At 62.3% G+C, this 16085-nt stretch carries 17 protein-coding genes; 12 read left to right on the top strand and 5 right to left on the bottom strand.

Going from position 1 to position 16085, the window contains the following annotated elements:
- From T281_RS11385 to T281_RS11355, 7 genes are all read left to right on the top strand, one after another.
- Positions 1–246: DnaJ C-terminal domain-containing protein (locus T281_RS11385; RefSeq protein ID WP_037238741.1), on the top strand; the 246-nt coding region annotated here is incomplete at its 5' end.
- A 4-nt stretch (positions 247–250) separates the two neighbouring features.
- Entirely contained in the window at positions 251–583 is a 333-nt protein-coding gene (locus T281_RS11380; protein ID WP_052037402.1) for a MerR family transcriptional regulator, read from the top strand.
- 111 nt (positions 584–694) lie between these two features.
- Positions 695–1867: an FAD-dependent oxidoreductase gene (locus T281_RS11375; protein ID WP_162173162.1), complete on the top strand. Its 1173-nt coding sequence runs from the start codon at positions 695–697 to the stop codon at positions 1865–1867.
- A gap of 61 nt (positions 1868–1928) precedes the next feature.
- Positions 1929–2906 carry a radical SAM protein gene (locus T281_RS11370; RefSeq protein ID WP_037238739.1) on the top strand — a complete coding sequence of 326 codons (978 nt, stop codon included), beginning with the start codon at positions 1929–1931 and terminating at the stop codon, positions 2904–2906.
- Positions 2906–3670 carry a TVP38/TMEM64 family protein gene (locus tag T281_RS11365; protein WP_037238747.1) on the top strand — a complete coding sequence of 255 codons (765 nt, stop codon included), beginning with the start codon at positions 2906–2908 and terminating at the stop codon, positions 3668–3670. The genes T281_RS11370 and T281_RS11365 overlap by 1 nt, the downstream gene beginning before the upstream one ends.
- 76 nt (positions 3671–3746) lie before the next feature.
- The gene (gene typA / locus T281_RS11360) at positions 3747–5576 is read left to right on the top strand and encodes a translational GTPase TypA (RefSeq protein WP_037238737.1); all 1830 of its coding nucleotides are present in this window, start codon (positions 3747–3749) and stop codon (positions 5574–5576) included.
- A gap of 222 nt (positions 5577–5798) precedes the next feature.
- Complete coding sequence (locus T281_RS11355; RefSeq protein ID WP_155955214.1) at positions 5799–6437, top strand: hypothetical protein; 639 nt, start codon at positions 5799–5801, stop codon at positions 6435–6437.
- A gap of 33 nt (positions 6438–6470) precedes the next feature.
- Here T281_RS11355 and T281_RS11350 read toward each other — a convergent pair whose 3' ends face one another.
- The 5 genes from T281_RS11350 to T281_RS11330 form a co-directional block, all read right to left on the bottom strand.
- On the bottom strand, positions 6471–6911 hold the full coding sequence (locus T281_RS11350; protein ID WP_037238731.1) for an ArsC/Spx/MgsR family protein: 441 nt from the start codon (positions 6909–6911) through the stop codon (positions 6471–6473).
- Positions 6912–6916: 5 nt separating this feature from the next.
- On the bottom strand, positions 6917–7801 hold the full coding sequence (locus tag T281_RS11345) for a xanthine dehydrogenase (protein WP_245269223.1): 885 nt from the start codon (positions 7799–7801) through the stop codon (positions 6917–6919).
- A 72-nt stretch (positions 7802–7873) separates the two neighbouring features.
- Positions 7874–8464, bottom strand: coding sequence for a hypothetical protein (locus T281_RS11340; RefSeq protein WP_037238728.1), 591 nt, complete (start codon positions 8462–8464; stop codon positions 7874–7876).
- A 2-nt stretch (positions 8465–8466) separates the two neighbouring features.
- A complete protein-coding gene (locus T281_RS11335) occupies positions 8467–8847 on the bottom strand; it encodes a group II truncated hemoglobin (RefSeq protein ID WP_037238726.1) in 381 nt (126 codons plus the stop codon).
- A gap of 138 nt (positions 8848–8985) precedes the next feature.
- Positions 8986–9435, bottom strand: coding sequence for a response regulator (locus tag T281_RS11330; protein WP_037238723.1), 450 nt, complete (start codon positions 9433–9435; stop codon positions 8986–8988).
- 380 nt (positions 9436–9815) lie between these two features.
- Here T281_RS11330 and nifH point away from each other — a divergent pair, with 380 nt between their 5' ends.
- From nifH to T281_RS11305, 5 genes are all read left to right on the top strand, one after another.
- Positions 9816–10694, top strand: coding sequence for a nitrogenase iron protein (gene nifH, locus T281_RS11325; RefSeq protein WP_037238720.1), 879 nt, complete (start codon positions 9816–9818; stop codon positions 10692–10694).
- Between the two features lie 98 nt (positions 10695–10792).
- Positions 10793–12250: a nitrogenase molybdenum-iron protein alpha chain gene (gene nifD, locus T281_RS11320; RefSeq protein ID WP_037238711.1), complete on the top strand. Its 1458-nt coding sequence runs from the start codon at positions 10793–10795 to the stop codon at positions 12248–12250.
- Positions 12251–12354: 104 nt separating this feature from the next.
- Positions 12355–13914, top strand: coding sequence for a nitrogenase molybdenum-iron protein subunit beta (nifK, locus tag T281_RS11315; protein WP_037238708.1), 1560 nt, complete (start codon positions 12355–12357; stop codon positions 13912–13914).
- Between the two features lie 76 nt (positions 13915–13990).
- A complete protein-coding gene (nifE, locus tag T281_RS11310) occupies positions 13991–15667 on the top strand; it encodes a nitrogenase iron-molybdenum cofactor biosynthesis protein NifE (RefSeq protein WP_037238743.1) in 1677 nt (558 codons plus the stop codon).
- A gap of 7 nt (positions 15668–15674) precedes the next feature.
- A partial coding sequence (locus tag T281_RS11305) for a nitrogenase component 1 (protein ID WP_037238705.1) occupies positions 15675–16085 on the top strand: 411 nt, incomplete at its 3' end.

The raw sequence follows: 16085 nt of genomic DNA, 5'->3' as shown, positions 1-16085 counted from the left end.
GAGGCGCTGGCGGGCGGTTCCGTTCCGGTCGAGACCGTCACCGGGCCGGTCAACGTCAAGATCCCGAAGCACTCGAACACCGGGCGCGTGCTGCGCCTGCGCGGCAAGGGCGTGCAGGGCAAGGCGAAGGGCGACCATCTCGTGGAGCTTCAGGTGGTGTTGCCGCCCGAGCCGGACGCCGCACTCGAAGACTTCGTGACGGCTTGGGAGCGCGACCATCCCTATAATCCGAGGCAGGGAGGCTAACATCATGATCGGCGAAACCGAGATTGTCGCCCGCTTCAGGCTCGACGAAAAAGTTCTCCAACGGTGGATCGCCGCCGGCTGGGTGAAGCCGAGGCGCGGCCCGGAGGGCTTCCTGTTCGACGAAACCGACATCGCGCGCACGCATTTCCTGTGCGACCTCAGCTACGACATGGACCTCGGCGACGAGGAGATGACTATGGTACTGTCGCTGGTCGATCAGCTTCATGGCGCGCGCGCGCTGCTTCGAGCGATGACCGAGGCGGTTCACAGGCAACCCGACAATGTCCGCGAAGCAATCCTGACACATGTCCGCGTCGTCGTAACCCCGCGCGAGTAGCGCGGCAACGCGCCGCTTCGCAAGTCGGCGATCCGCGTCCATTTTCTTGACGCGCGACAAAGCGCTCGCTTTATGCTCGGCGCGAGCAGAAGCAAGTGGCAGGGTGAGCGCGTGGCACCGACAATGAAGGACATCGTGCTGATCGGAGCGGGCCTCGCGCACGCCAACGCCTTGCGCGCGATCTGCAAGAGCGTGCACGACCATGCCCGCCTCACGGTCATCACCCGCCAGCCGCGAACGCCCTATTCCGCGATGCTGCCCGGCCTCATGGCGGGAATTTATTCGAGCGACGATATCCATATCGATGTCGCCGCGCTGTGCCGGTTCGCGGGCGCGAAGCTCGTCGTGAGCGAGGTGTCCGGTATCGATGTCGACGCGCGCCGCGTATTCTGCGAGGGGCGCGATCCGATCCCGTTCGATATTCTGTCCATCGACACCGGCTCGACGCCGAACACGCACGACGTGCCGGGCGCGCACGCGCATGCCGTCGCGATCAAGCCGGTGGACAAGTTCCTCGCGGGCTTCGAGGCGGCGCGGGCGCGGCTTCTGCAACGAGGCGCGGCGAAATTCGTGGTGGTTGGCGGCGGCGCGAGCGGCGTGGAACTCATCTGCACCATGGAGCGCGTGCTCCGCGCCGATCTGGAACGCGAGGGGCGCGACCCCGCCGCTGTCACCTTCACGCTGCTGACGCGGAAGGCGGCAATCCTCGACATGTTCTCGCGCGGATTGGGCACTCGCTTTGAGAAAATCCTGGCCGCGCGCGGCATCGAGGTCATCACCGGCAAGAATGCGCGCTGGGTTGAGGCGAACGCGGTCATCACGGATTGCGGGGCGGTCGTGCCCTATGACGAGCTCTTCTGGACGGTCGAAGCCTCCGCCGCGTCGTGGCTCGGCGATACCGGCCTCGCGCTGGACGAACGCGGCTTCATCGAGGTTCAGCCCACCATGGAAAGCACGTCGCATGCGGACGTCTTTGCGGCGGGGGACGTGGCGTCGTTCATCGGCCGCACCGTTCCGAAGGCGGGCATCTATGCCGTGCGCCAAAGCGTGGTGCTGGCCGAAAACCTTCGCGCAGCAGCCGAGCGCGCGCCGCTCAGGCCCTTCATCCCGCAGAAGCATTATCTTCAGCTCATCACCGCAGGCGAGCATTACGCAGTCGGCGCGCGCGGGGGCCTCAGCTTCGAGGGCCGCTGGGTCTGGCACCTAAAGGACCGCATCGACCGGGGCTTCGTCGGCGGGTTCAAAAAGCTTGCTCCGATGGCGGAAATGGTCAAGTCGGCGTGAAAATCGCTTGGCGGGGCGTCCGCCGCATCCCTTATCCGCCTGTGAAGCATACGGAGCCCCAATGCATCAGGCCGCATCCGCATCGAACAGCCGACAATCGAGCGCGGCGGAGAAGTTTGCCGATCCCATCTGGACCGCGAAGGGCGAGCGGCGTGCCTGGGTGCCGCTGACGCGCCTCGATACGGTGTGGTTCAACACCGGGACGCTATGCAACATCGCCTGCGAGCATTGCTACATCGAAAGCTCCCCGAAGAACGACCGCCTCGCCTGGCTGACCCTTGCCGACGCCCTGCCCTTTCTCGATGAGATGGCGCGCCTGCCGCGCGCTGTCTCGCTCGTCGGCTTCACGGGCGGCGAACCGTTCATGAATGCGGACTTCATCGCCATCCTTGAGGAAACGCTCGCGCGCGGCTTTGAGACGCTGACACTCACCAACGCGCTGAAGCCCATGGAACACCGCAAGGCCGACATCGCGCGGCTCGCGGCGGTCCACGGCCCGCGCCTTCGCATCCGCGTCTCGCTCGACGATTTCCGCGACGGCGTGCACGACCGCGAACGCGGCGGCGCGACCTTCGCCCGCGCGCTCGACGGGCTGGAATGGCTGTGGAGCGCGGGCGTTCGCGTGGAAATCGCCGCGCGGTCGCTTCAGGGCGACGACGAGCATTCGCTCCGGCGCGGCTTCGCGGCGCTGTTCGCTAAGCGCGGCATCGTGCTCGACTGCGAAAACCCGCAGGTGCTCGTGCTCTTGCCCGAAATGCGCACCGATGTTTCGCCGCCGGAGATTACGGAAGCCTGCTGGGGCATCCTTCGCAAGACACCCGACGACGTGATGTGCTCGAACGCGCGCATGGTGGTGAAGCGCAAGGGCGCGGCGCGGCCCGCTGTCGTCGCGTGCACGCTGCTGCCGTATGACGAGCGATTCGAACTCGGCGCAACGCTCGATGAGGCGTCCCGCGCGGTGCCGCTCGTGCATCCATGGTGCGCGACGTTCTGCGTTCTCGGTGGCGGCTCCTGCGGCTCGGCGCGGGCCGCCGGCTGATGAGCGCTCGACTGAAAAACCCGCTGTTCTGGCTCGCTCTCGTGGCAATCGGCCTCGCGATCACGGTGCACGTCATCGGCTGGCCGAGTTTTCTCACCTTCACGCATCTAAAGGCGCACCGGCAGGAGATCCTCGCCTTCGTCGCGGAGCATTACGCGCTATCCGCCGCCGCCTATGTCGCGCTTTACATTTTCGTGGTGGCGATGTCGCTGCCCTCTGCCGTGCTGCTGACGCTGACCGGCGGCTTCCTGTTCGGTGCGGTTGCGGGCACGATCCTGACCGTGGTCGGAGCGACGGCGGGCGCGGCGCTTGTCTTCCTTCTTGCGCGCGCGCTGGCGGGCGACACGCTCATCGATCGCTTCGGCGCGACGGGGCAAAAGCTCGTGCGCGAAATCCGCGCGAACGCATGGTCCTATCTGCTCGTGCTGCGCCTCGTGCCGCTGTTCCCGTTCTTCCTCGTGAACATCGTGCCTGCCTTCGCGGGCGTGCGCTTATCCACCTTCGTGCTGACGACGTTCTTCGGCATCATGCCGGGCACGGCGGTTTATTCAATGTCCGGCGCGGGTCTCGGCTCGATCCTCGATCGCGGCGAAACGATCTCGTTCAGCGCCATCATGACGCCCGAAATCCTCGCCGCGCTCATCGGACTTGCTGGCCTGAGCCTCGCCATGATCCCGGTAAGGCGCAGATTTTCACGGGCAGCCGAAGACAAGCAGGCACGGGAGGCGGGTGAAACACAGCCCGTTCGCGAGCATTCTCATTGACGTGGGCGTGCCTTTGCCGCACATCTAGCCCCAAATCTCGCATTGCAACACGACGGAAAGAAAGGCGCGGCTCGGCATGGACTTGCGCAACATCGCCATTATTGCCCACGTTGACCATGGCAAGACGACGCTTATCGACGTGCTTCTGAAGCAATCCGGTTCGTTTCGCGATAATCAGCGCGTCGCCGAACGCGCGATGGACTCGAACGACCTCGAACGCGAACGCGGCATCACGATCCTCGCGAAGGTGACATCCATTCACTGGAAGGATGCGCGCATCAACATCGTGGACACGCCCGGCCACGCCGACTTCGGCGGCGAGGTGGAGCGCATCCTGAACATGGTGGATGGCGCGATCGTGCTGGTGGACGCGGCCGAAGGTCCGATGCCGCAAACGAAATTCGTGGTGTCGAAAGCGCTGAAGATCGGCCTTCGCCCCATCGTCGCGATCAACAAGATCGACAAGCCTGAAGAGCGCCATGTCGAAGTCGTGAACGAGGTGTTCGACCTGTTCGCGAACCTCGACGCGACAGAAGAACAGCTTGAATTCCCGATTCTCTACGGCTCCGCGAAGCAGGGCTGGATGGCCGTCGATCCGCATGGCCCGAAGGAAAGCATGGCCCCGCTGTTCGACCTCGTGCTGAAACATTTCAGCCCGCCGAAGGCCGATGGCGGTCCGTTCCGCATGCTGGCGACCACCATCGAAGCCGATCCGTTCCTCGGCCGCATCCTCACCGGCCGCGTGTCGAACGGCATCGTAAAGCCGAACATGCCCATCAAGGCGCTGTCGCGCGACGGCAAGATCATCGAGCAAGGCCGCATCTCGAAGGTGCTCGGCTTTCGCGGCCTTGAGCGCACGCCCATCGACGAGGGAACGGCGGGCGACATCATCGCCATCTCGGGCCTGACCAAGGCCACCGTGGCCGACACGATCTGCGACATGTCCGAGACGCACCCGATCGAAGCGCAGCCAATCGACCCGCCGACTCTGACCATGACCTTCCGTATCAACGACGGGCCGTTCGCCGGTCTTGAGGGCGACAAGGTGCAGAGCCGCGTGATCCGCGAGCGTCTGTTTCGCGAGGCGGAAGGCAATGTGGCGCTGCGCATCGTCGAGACGCCGGACGCTGACGCCCTGGAGGTTTCCGGCCGTGGCGAGCTCCAGCTCGGCATTCTCATTGAGACGATGCGCCGCGAAGGCTTCGAACTGACGGTGTCGCGCCCTCGCGTGGTGTTCGCGACCGACCCGGAGACGGGCCAGCGACTCGAACCGGTCGAGGAAGTCATCATCGACGTCGACGAAGAGCACTCCGGCGCGGTCGTCTCGAAGCTGTCCGAGCGGCGCGGGGAGCTTATCGACATGCGGCCTTCGGGCGGCGGGCGTCAGCGGCTGACCTTCTACGTGCCGACGCGCGGCCTCATCGGCTATCAGGGCGAGCTTCTCACCGACACGCGCGGCACGGCGATCATGAACCGGCTGTTCCATAACTACATGCCGCACAAGGGCGACATTCAGGGCCGCCGCGCGGGCGTCCTCATCTCGAACAGCACGGGCGAGGCTGTCGCCTACGCGCTTTGGAACCTCGAAGATCGCGGGCCGATGATGATCGATCCGCAGACGAAGGTTTATCCCGGCATGATCGTCGGCGAGCACACCCGCGAAAACGATCTCGAAGTGAACGTCATCAAGGGCAAGCAACTCACCAATATCCGCACGACGAGCAAGGACGAGGCGGTACGCCTGACGCCGCCGATCAGAATGCCGCTTGAAAAGGCGCTCGCCTATATTCAGGATGACGAACTCGTCGAGGTGACGCCGAAGTCGATCCGGCTGCGCAAGCGCTATCTCGATTCGAACGAGAGGAAGCGCATGGAGCGCGCGGCGTCGACGGCGACCACGAGCTGACCTTTCTTCGGTCACTGCCAACAGATCAGAGCGCCGCGCGAGCGGCGCTTTTTTTATTGCCGCGCCTGATCGGCCCGCGCCAAGCCTCGCCCAAGACAATGTGATTTTTCCGTGTGGGTATGATGCGCCACAGTCTCGGACAGACGCGCCGCGTCGCGGAGCGTCCGTCCGCGCTTCGCCGTGGTGACGCGGGTGGCGAGACGCATCGCAAGGGGCAAGCGCATGAAAATCCTTTCCGGTCTGGCTGTCGGAGCGCTTGGCCTCGGGTCCCTCGTCCTCGCGGCGACCTTCATCCTGCCGTGGGCGGGAGGCTACGGTTATGCCGCGACGTTTTTTTACGCCTATGACTATGCTTGCCCCGGCAAAAGCGCACCGCTAACGCAAGATAACTACCGCGTGTTTCTACTGAATCGCGGATGCTCGCTCGATGATGCGGCGCAGGATCTCGCGCGGGAATATCGCAAGACGCCGGAGCGGGTCATGGCGCTCTATCGCGGCGAAGCGCAGCCGCAAAGCGCGGACGAGGTGATGATAACCGACGCGATCCGCGCCGAGTTGAAACAATCCTTCAAGCCATTCGCTCTGGCCGCCAACTGCAAGCCGGGCGAAATTTGCAACGAAGGCTTGTCGCCATTCTGGGGCGACGACGTCGTCAGCCGCCTTTTCGCGAAAGCGGGAGACCTCTATCTCGGCTATGCGGTGCCGATGTTTTACGACGGCCTTGGTATGGGCGCGCATCATATCGCAGCTGTGCTTGCCAGCGGGCCGCTTGCCAAGGGGGTATTGTTCGTCGTTTACGCCATCGGCGCAGCGTTCCTGCTAAATTTTGTATGGGGGCTGTTGCGCAAGGCGATATCGTAGATGCGCTTGCCAAGCCAGCGTTGAGGGCACGCGTCAGTCGGGCGTCGAGCAATCGGGCTCGGGCTTGCCCGCAGCACGCGCAGTTTCCTGCACGCATGTGTCGGTAACGGGCGCCGCGGTATCGGCGAGTCCGATCCACGCGCGCACGCGCCCCGCGTCGAAACCCGCTTCGCGGCGGCCGTCCACTTCCATCAGCGGGCGCCGTATCAGAAGATGATCGGCGAGCATGAGCGCGATGGCTTCCTCGGGTTCAAGCGTCGCGGGAACGATCTCGCCGGACTTCACGCGCGGCGAAGACATGTTGAACCACTCCGCCACGGGGCGCGCACCGAAAAAGCTCCTGATCCGCTCGCCGTCCCACGCTTCGTCGAGTATGCTGCGCACGTCGAGCGTATGGCCGCTTGCCTTCAGCAGCGCCTTCTGCCTCGCGTTGCCCGCGCAACCGGGTTTCTCCCAGAAGATGACATGCGCCATGTTGCCTAGCCCGATTGCCGCGCGGAAAGCCGCTTCGCCGCATCGGTCTTTGCGGGGCGCGGCTGCCCGTAGGTCAGCGCCGTGATGATAGCCTGCGCGATGTCGCGGCCGCCCTTGTCGATGCCCTCCCACGTGGCGCAACGGCCGCGCGGATCGATTTCGAGAATTTTCATGCCGGTAAACACCTCGGTACCATCGCGGACGATGCCGCGCACGATGCCGTCGATCGGTGCCGTCACCGCTTCGCCGTTCAGGACGCCGACCGGAAAATTCTTGAAGACGCGCGTGCCGATTTCCACGGCGCAATGCCAGCGGCCCGCAGACTTCGCAAAGGCAAAGCGCTCGGTTCCGACGCCGCCGAGACGGCGCTCCTTCGAGGCGGGGGCAGCGGTGCGGCCCGCGAAAAGTGTGATGCCGTTTTTCGTGGGCTGTGTCTCGATGGCGATGTCGCAATTCTCGCCGACGCTGAAGCCGGGGCCAACGCCAACGGTGATGCCGGCGAGATGGCGGATATCCGGCACGACGGCGCGATCCTGCATGCGGGCGTCGACAAGGAGATGCACGGTCGCCATGGGAATAAGATCGAGCAAACCAAGCCGCGTGACGGCCACGCAATCGCCGCTGCCCAGCAGCATCGCGGTTGCAAGCGTCGTTTCGGCGTATTTGGCTTTGACGCCATCGAGTTCGGCGCAATCCCCGAACAGGGCGTCGTGAAAGGCCATCTGCCGCCGGATCACGGGCGGGTGCGGATCGTGGGAGAGGACGGCGCTCCAGCCTGCGCGATAAAGATCGACGGCGATGGCCGAGGCGATCTCGTTCGTACCGAGGATCACCGCGAAGGCCGAGCGGAAGCTGCGGGGCGAGTGAGGGGGACGCGGCATTATGGTCATGATGGACCCCATGGCAGGGACCGGAGACGCAGCCTTTGCGGCCACGCTCTCCGGCACCTTTAATGCCGCTTGTTAGACCGGACGGTGCTCGTACTTGTTGCGGACCGGCAGCATGATGCCGAGCCCTTCCTCGTAGGTGATCTCCGGGTAGCTCTCGTCGAAGGAAGCGGCGGCGTCGGCAATCGAATCGAGCTTGCCAGCGGTGTCCTTCTTCTTCAGCGTCTGCTTGTCGAGATAGAGCAGGTCGAGGATCTCGGCGTAAACGCCCGCTTCGTCGATCGGCAGGATGTAGAACGTGATGCCGTTATAGGACGCGCGGAACTTCTTCGAGATGTCGATATTGTTGCAGTACAGGAAGTACTTGCCCGAGGGCGTGAGAGCATCGCCCAGCGCGTCGGCGACGTCCTTCAGATACTCGAAAGAATGCAGATATGTGGTGAAGAACGAGAGGGTCGTTTCGCCTTCCTGCGAGACAGCCATCACCTGATCGATCTTCAACTCCGGCGGACGTGCTTCGTCGGCGAGCTTCGGCGCAAACTTCAGCGCGATGTCGCCGCGAAAACCGAAGCGGCCAGCCTTATGGGTCGGCGCCTTCAGAATCGGGTTCATCAAACGCCCTTCGGCTTCAAGCTTTGCGAATCCCGTGTTGGTGATGTCCGTCATTCTTATTTTTCCTCGTCGTTGCGGAGATGATCCGCGAGTTGATAAAGCCGTTCTTCCAGTTCCGAGCGGATCTGTTCGTCAGTCACCACTGCGTGCAAGGCTTCCCGCATGCACTGCATCCAGGCGTCGCGCTCGGTCGCGCCGATGGGCATGGTGGCGTGGCGCGATGCCAGGCCGGACTGCCCGAGCGGCGTTGAGATTCCCGCAGGTCGGTTGAGCCACTCGCTGAAGTAGCGTTTCATGACGCCCTTCGTTTGCGCGAGGTCTTCCCGATGCAGGTCGCGAACCGCGCGTGCCTCTGGCAACGCGTCCATCCGCTTGAAAAACTCTTCGATGATACGGTCAACGGTTTGAGAACCGCCGATCTTGTTCAAATAAGTCATAGTCAGGCCCGTCTATGTGTGGCGAAGGATAAGCAACCTTCATACCAAATCAATTTGGCAAGAGCATGGGTCACTTTTCAATGACTTATGTCACTTGCCATGGGGACATGTCGCAAGAACGACAGCGCGTGTCAGACTTCACACACCGGAACCAGTCCTTGGTATGCGCGGAAACAGCTGCACCTTCGGCTTCGCGCTGAGGCGGCCGAGCAGGATGTCGGTCTGTCGCCGGACGGCCTCGATGGTCAGCGGTTGGGGAATGATCGCGTGCGCGCCCGCACCCACCCAGGCTTTGGCGTCTCCGCTGTCCTTCTCTTCCACGACTATGGCGACTTTGGCGCCGGGCAAGCGATCGGCGATGTCCTGAAGAACGGACAGCCCCTGCGCCTTCACAAGAGCTGCATCGACGAGCAGGAGATCCGGTTTCCATTCAGCACCCTTCTCGAAGGCCGCGTCGATGTCGCGCAACTCGTGCGTCTCGTTCCCGTCGGTCAGCATGAATGTCAGGATCGCACTCGTCACCTCGTCGCCCGATACGACGAAGACGCGCTTGTTATCCGTTCGCGATGTGTCGACGCCGATGCGCATCGTGTCTTCTCCTTGCTGATGGCCGAAGGCGATAATCTATCCCAATCCTGCAATTTCCGCGCCCGTTCGCTTCCGGTGCCTGTCCGTTTTCATACACGCGGGTGCCGCGTGTCGGCTTTGAAACACGTCCGCCAAGCCGCCTTTTGCGACATTCTTTCGTTAAGTCCTTTTTAGAACGGTTCTTTCGGGATTGGCACGGCGCTTGCTCTTAATGGGCTGCGGGCGAGGAACTGCCAGATGCTCCGCCCTTTCGAGGAGCAAATGCCCCGCACCTGAGCTGTTGGCGACGGCGCTCGTTGGGCGTTTCGATCACTGGCGATGAATACGCTTCCGGCCGACTGGCCGGTTGCGACACGTACGGACTACGAAGGAGACTTGCAATGGCATTGCGCCAAATCGCATTCTACGGAAAGGGCGGTATCGGTAAATCGACTACCTCCCAAAACACGCTGGCGGCGCTCGCCGAGATGGGGAACAAGATCCTCATCGTCGGTTGCGATCCGAAAGCTGACTCGACCCGCCTTATCCTTCACGCTAAGGCCCAGGACACCATCCTGAGCCTTGCGGCTGAGCACGGCTCCGTCGAGGATCTCGAACTCGAAGACGTGATGAAGATCGGCTATCTCGGCATCAAGTGCACCGAGTCGGGCGGTCCGGAGCCAGGAGTTGGCTGCGCCGGTCGTGGCGTTATCACCGCCATCAACTTCCTTGAAGAGAACGGCGCTTACGACGACGTTGACTACGTTTCCTACGACGTGCTCGGCGACGTGGTGTGCGGCGGCTTCGCGATGCCAATTCGCGAAAACAAGGCGCAGGAAATTTACATCGTCATGTCGGGCGAGATGATGGCCATGTACGCGGCCAACAACATCTCGAAGGGCATTCTGAAGTACGCCAATGCCGGCGGCGTGCGGTTGGGCGGCCTCGTTTGCAACGAGCGCAAGACCGACAAGGAATACGAGCTTGCGGAATCCCTCGCGGCAAAGCTCGGCACCAAGCTCATCCACTTCGTGCCGCGCGACAACATCGTGCAGCACGCCGAGCTGCGCCGCATGACCGTGATCGAATATGCCCCGGATTCGGGTCAGGCCGGTCACTATCGCACCCTCGCGACCAAGGTCCATGCGAACGCGGGCAACGGTGCTATCCCGACCCCGATCACCATGGACGAACTTGAAGACCTGCTCATGGAACACGGCATCCTGGAACAGGTCGACGAGTCGATCGTCGGCAAGACGGCCGCCGAACTCGCGGCGTAACCCTCGGGCCGCAAGGCCCATTCGCTAAGCGTCCCCGTCAGCCCCCTCTCAGAGGGCTGACGGTGGGAACGCAAAACCCAGTTTGAAAGGCTAGCGGCATGAGCCTGGGACTCGCAGAATCAGAAGATCTAAAGGCTAAGAACAAGGCACTTGTTGAAGAAGTGCTGAAGGTTTATCCGGACAAGACGGCAAAGCGTCGTGCGAAGCATCTTGGTGTTTACCAGAACGGCAAACCCGACTGCGGCGTGAAGTCCAACATCAAGTCGATCCCCGGCGTCATGACAATCCGCGGCTGCGCTTACGCAGGCTCGAAGGGCGTGGTCTGGGGTCCGATCAAGGACATGATTCATATCAGCCACGGCCCGGTGGGTTGCGGTCAGTATTCCTGGGGTTCGCGCCGCAACTATTACGTCGGCACGACGGGCATCGACAGCTTCGGCACGATGCAGTTTACTTCCGACTTCCAGGAAAACGACATCGTTTTCGGCGGCGACAAGAAGCTCTCCAAGCTGATGGATGAAGTCCAGGAGCTTTTCCCGCTTAATAAAGGCCTTTCGGTGCAGTCCGAATGTCCGATCGGTCTGATCGGCGACGACATCGAAGCTGTCTCGAAGAAGAAGTCGAAGGAATATGGCGGCAAGCCGATCGTTCCGGTCCGCTGCGAAGGATTCCGCGGCGTATCGCAGTCGCTCGGTCACCATATCGCGAACGACGCGGTTCGGGACTGGGTCTTCGACAAGGCTGAAGGCAAGCCCGCGCGCTTCGAAGCCACGGAATACGACATCGCCATCCTCGCCGACTACAACATCGGCGGCGACGCCTGGGCCTCGCGCATTCTGCTCGAAGAAATGGGCCTCCGCGTTGTTGCGCAGTGGTCGGGCGACGGCACGATTGCCGAGCTTGAAGCCACGCCCCGCGCGAAGCTGAACGTGCTGCACTGCTACCGCTCGATGAACTATGTGGCGCGCCACATGGAAGAAAAGTACGGGGTGCCGTGGGTTGAGTACAACTTCTTTGGTCCGACGAAGATCCTCGAGTCGCTGCGCAAGATCGCCGCTCAGTTCGACGACAAGATCAAGGAAAACGCCGAGAAGGTCATCGCGAAGTACCAGCCGCTTATGGATGCGGTCGTCGCGAAGTATCGCCCGCGCCTCGAAGGCAAGAAGGTGATGCTGTATGTAGGCGGCTTGCGTCCTCGTCACGTCATCGGCGCTTACGAAGATCTCGGCATGGAAGTTGTCGGCACGGGCTACGAGTTCGCGCACAACGACGACTACCAGCGCACGACGCACTACATCAAGGACGGCACGCTCGTTTATGACGACGTTACCGCCTACGAGCTTGAGAAGTTCGTCGAAGCGATCAAGCCGGACCTCGTCGGCTCGGGCATCAAGGAGAAGTACGTCTTCCAGAAGATGGGCATTCCCTTCCGCCAGATGCACTCGTGGGACTACTCGGGTCCTTATCACGGCTACGACGGCTTCGCGATCTTCGCTCGCGACATGGATATGGCGATCAACTCGCCGATCTGGAAGCTGAACAAGGCGCCGTTCTAAGCCGGAACGAACGATACACACGCGAAAGCGGTCCGCCCTCGCTGAGGGCGGAGACCGCGAACCGGAGCGGCTTGCCCGCGAGCTGAGAGACTGAAGGTCACACAATGGTTCAGAATGCAGAAAACGTCGTTGACCATTTCCAACTATTCCGTGGACCGGAATACCGGGAAATGTTCAAGAACAAGCGCGACAACTTCGAAAACGGCACCCCCGAAGAGGAAGTAAATCGCGTTGCCGAATGGACGAAGACGGTTGAATACCAAGAAAAGAACTTCGCTCGCGAAGCTCTGACGATCAACCCGGCGAAGGCCTGCCAGCCTCTCGGCGCGGTGTTCGCGGCGGTCGGCTTTGAGGGCACGCTGCCCTTCGTCCACGGTTCGCAGGGCTGCGTGGCGTACTATCGCTCGCACTTCTCCCGCCACTTCAAGGAGCCGACCTCTGCGGTTTCCTCGTCGATGACGGAAGACGCGGCGGTGTTCGGCGGTCTTACCAACATGGTGGACGGCCTCTCCAACGCCTACAACATGTACAAGCCGAAGATGATCGCGGTGTCCACCACCTGCATGGCGGAAGTCATCGGCGACGACCTGAACGCCTTCATCAAGACGTCGCGCGAAAAAGGTTCGATCCCGCAAGACTACGACGTGACGTTTGCTCATACGCCTGCGTTCGTCGGCAGCCACATCACCGGCTACGACAACACCATGAAGGGCGTGGTCGAATATTTCTGGGGCGGCAAGGCCGGTCTTGCGCCGAAGCTTGAGCGCACCCCGAACAACTCGATCAACTTCTTCGGCGGCTTCGACGGCTATACGGTCGGCAACCTGCGCGAAGTGAAGCGCATCTTCGACCTGATCGGCGCCGAATACACCATCATCGGCGACAACAGCGATGTGTGGGATACGCCGGCCGATGGCGAATACCGCATGTATGACGGCGGCACGAAGCTTGAAGACGTCGCCAACGCGGTGAACGCCAAGGCCACGATCTCCATGCAGCAGTACTGCACGGAAAAGACGCTCGACTACATCAAGACTTGGGGCCAGGAAACCGTTGCGCTCAATCATCCGATTGGCGTGGCTGGCACCGACAAGTTCCTGATGGAAGTTTCGCGCCTCACCGGAAAGCCGATCCCGGATGCGCTGAAGAAGGAGCGCGGCCGCCTCGTCGACGCGATCGCCGACTCGCACAACCACATCCACGGCAAGAAGTTCGCGATCTACGGCGATCCGGATCTCTGCCTTGGCGTTGCTGCGTTCCTGCTCGAACTCGGCGCGGAGCCGACCACGATCCTGTCCACCAACGGCGGCAAGTCGTGGGAAAAGAAGGTTCGCGAACTGCTCGCCTCCTCGCCCTACGGCAAGGATTGCGAAGTGTATGCGGGCAAGGATCTCTGGCACATGCGCTCGCTGCTCTTCACGCGCCCGGTCGATTTCCTCATCGGAAACACCTATGGCAAGTATCTTGAGCGCGACACCGGTACGCCGCTGATCCGTCTCGGCTTCCCGATCTTCGATCGCCACCATCTGCACCGCTACCCGGTGTGGGGCTATCAGGGCGCGCTGAACGTCCTCGTCTGGATCCTCGACAAGGTCTTCAGCGAGATGGACGCTCACTCGAACGTGGCCGGCAAGACCGACATCAGCTTCGACATCATCCGCTAAGCGATATGCGATGGCCCGCTTCCCGCGGGCCATCGCCGGAATACGCGGTTTCGACCGCAAGCCTTCGGAGAATTGCATGAGCACGGTGGCGAACAAGATTCAGGACGTTTTCAACGAACCCGGCTGCGACATCAATCAGGGCAAATCACAGAAGGAGCGCAAGAAGGGTTGCTCGAAAGCGTTGCAGCCTGGCGGAGCCGCTGGCGGATGCGCCTTCGACGGCGCGAAGATCGCGCTTCAGCCCATCACCGACGTCGCCCACCTCGTGCACGGCCCCATCGCCTGCGAGGGCAATTCCTGGGACAACAGACATTCCTCCTCATCGGGCTCGCAGCTCTACCGCATGAGCTTCACCACCGACATGAGCGAGCAGGATGTGATTTTCGGCGGCGAAAAGCGTCTCTGGAAGTCCATCAAGGAAATCGTTGAGAAATACGCACCCCCTGCCGTCTTCGTGTACCAGACCTGCGTGCCCGCCATGATCGGCGACGACATCGACGCGGTCTGCAAGAAGGCGAGCAAGAAATTCGGCACGCCGTGCATTCCGGTGCAGGCCCCCGGCTTCGTCGGCTCGAAGAGCCTCGGCAACAAGCTCGGCGGCGAGGCGCTGCTCGATCACGTCATCGGCACCGAGGAACCCGACTACACAACGCCCTACGACATCAACATCATCGGTGAATACAATCTCGTCGGCGAATTGTGGCAGGTTAAGCCGCTTCTCGACGAACTCGGCATCCGCATCCTCGCCTCCATCTCCGGCGACGCGAGATATCACGAAGTCGCCCGCTCGCACCGCGCCAAGGCCGCGATGATGGTGTGCAGCCGCGCCATGATTAACGTCGCGCGCAAGATGGAAGAGCGCTACGGCATTCCTTTCTTCGAGGGATCGTTCTACGGCATCGGCGACATGAGCGACACGCTCCGTCAGATGGCCGCGCTTCTCGTGAAGCAGGGCGCTCCAGACGACATCCTCGCCCGCACCGAAGCGGTGATCGAGCGCGAGGAAAAGAAGGCCTGGGCCAGCATCGCGACCTTCCGTGAGCGGCTTCTCGGCAAGCGCGTTCTCCTCATCACGGGCGGCGTGAAAAGCTGGTCGATGGTCGCCGCGCTTCAGGAAGGCGGCATGGAGATCGCTGGCACCAGCGTGAAGAAGTCCACAAAAGAGGACAAGGAAAAGATCAAGGAGATCATGGGCCAGGACGCGCACATGATCGAAGACATGAAGCCGCGCGAGATGTACGCGATGCTGAAGGGAGCGAAGGCCGACATCATGCTGTCGGGCGGCCGCTCTCAGTTCGTCGCGCTGAAGGCGAAGATGCCGTGGCTCGACATCAATCAGGAGCGCCACTACGCCTATGCGGGCTATGTCGGCATGGTGGAACTCGTCCGCCAGATCGACAAGGCGCTGTCCAATCCCGTCTGGCAGCAGGTCCGCACCGCCGCACCGTGGGACGAGGTGAGCTGGGAGACGCGCGCCGATGAGGCAAACGCCGCCGAAGCCGCGATCCTTGCGGCCAACGCCGAGGCGAAGGCCAAGGCCGACCGCGCGAAGATCCTCTGCAACTGCAATGGCGTCGAAACCGGCTTCGTCGAAGACATCATTCGCGCGAACAAGCTGACGCGCGCCGAAGATGTCGCCGCCTATGTCAAGATCGGCACCGGCTGCAAATCCTGCGCCCCGCATCTCGACGCGCTTCTCGAACGCATCAACGACGCGGACGTCGTCCCCGCAAACTCCAACAAGGCTGCGTGAGGAGACCATGGCGCGCGTTGAACTCTCGAAGAAAGCCTGCTCGGTCAATCCGCTGAAGATGAGCCAGCCCGTCGGCGGCGCGCTTGCCTTCCTCGGCCTCAACAAATGCATGCCGCTTCTGCACGGTAGCCAGGGCTGCACCTCCTTCGGGCTGGTGCTGTTCGTGCGCCATTTCCGCGAGGCGATCCCGATGCAGACGACCGCCATGAGCGAGGTTTCGACCGTGCTCGGCGGCTTCGAGAACGTCGAACAGGCCATCGTCACCATCGCAACCCGCACGAAGCCGGAGGTCATCGGCATCTGCTCGACGGGCGTCACCGAGATCAAGGGCGACGACGTGGACGGCTTCCTGAAGCTCGTGCGGCAGAACCATCCCGAACTCGACCACGTCAAGCTTGTCTACGTCTCCACGCCCGAC

Origin of the sequence: Rhodomicrobium udaipurense JA643, assembly GCF_000636015.1 — a bacterium.
GTDB classification, from domain to species: domain Bacteria; phylum Pseudomonadota; class Alphaproteobacteria; order Rhizobiales; family Rhodomicrobiaceae; genus Rhodomicrobium; species Rhodomicrobium udaipurense.
Note: the sequence above shows the minus strand (reverse complement) of the source record. Positions and strands in the feature narration are given on the sequence as shown.

What these genes read in the sequence shown, in the direction of transcription:
- nifE (WP_037238743.1), top strand. Translation starts at nt 13,991, where the DNA reads ATGAGCACGGTGGCGAACAAGATTCAGGACGTTTTCAACGAACCCGGC.
- nifK (WP_037238708.1), top strand. Translation starts at nt 12,355, where the DNA reads ATGGTTCAGAATGCAGAAAACGTCGTTGACCATTTCCAACTATTCCGT.
- T281_RS11350 (WP_037238731.1), bottom strand. Translation starts at nt 6,911, where the DNA reads ATGGCGCATGTCATCTTCTGGGAGAAACCCGGTTGCGCGGGCAACGCG.
- T281_RS11335 (WP_037238726.1), bottom strand. Translation starts at nt 8,847, where the DNA reads ATGACTTATTTGAACAAGATCGGCGGTTCTCAAACCGTTGACCGTATC.
- T281_RS11340 (WP_037238728.1), bottom strand. Translation starts at nt 8,464, where the DNA reads ATGACGGACATCACCAACACGGGATTCGCAAAGCTTGAAGCCGAAGGG.
- T281_RS11355 (WP_155955214.1), top strand. Translation starts at nt 5,799, where the DNA reads ATGAAAATCCTTTCCGGTCTGGCTGTCGGAGCGCTTGGCCTCGGGTCC.
- typA (WP_037238737.1), top strand. Translation starts at nt 3,747, where the DNA reads ATGGACTTGCGCAACATCGCCATTATTGCCCACGTTGACCATGGCAAG.
- T281_RS11345 (WP_245269223.1), bottom strand. Translation starts at nt 7,801, where the DNA reads ATGACCATAATGCCGCGTCCCCCTCACTCGCCCCGCAGCTTCCGCTCG.
- T281_RS11370 (WP_037238739.1), top strand. Translation starts at nt 1,929, where the DNA reads ATGCATCAGGCCGCATCCGCATCGAACAGCCGACAATCGAGCGCGGCG.
- T281_RS11365 (WP_037238747.1), top strand. Translation starts at nt 2,906, where the DNA reads ATGAGCGCTCGACTGAAAAACCCGCTGTTCTGGCTCGCTCTCGTGGCA.
- T281_RS11380 (WP_052037402.1), top strand. Translation starts at nt 251, where the DNA reads ATGATCGGCGAAACCGAGATTGTCGCCCGCTTCAGGCTCGACGAAAAA.
- nifH (WP_037238720.1), top strand. Translation starts at nt 9,816, where the DNA reads ATGGCATTGCGCCAAATCGCATTCTACGGAAAGGGCGGTATCGGTAAA.
- T281_RS11330 (WP_037238723.1), bottom strand. Translation starts at nt 9,435, where the DNA reads ATGCGCATCGGCGTCGACACATCGCGAACGGATAACAAGCGCGTCTTC.
- nifD (WP_037238711.1), top strand. Translation starts at nt 10,793, where the DNA reads ATGAGCCTGGGACTCGCAGAATCAGAAGATCTAAAGGCTAAGAACAAG.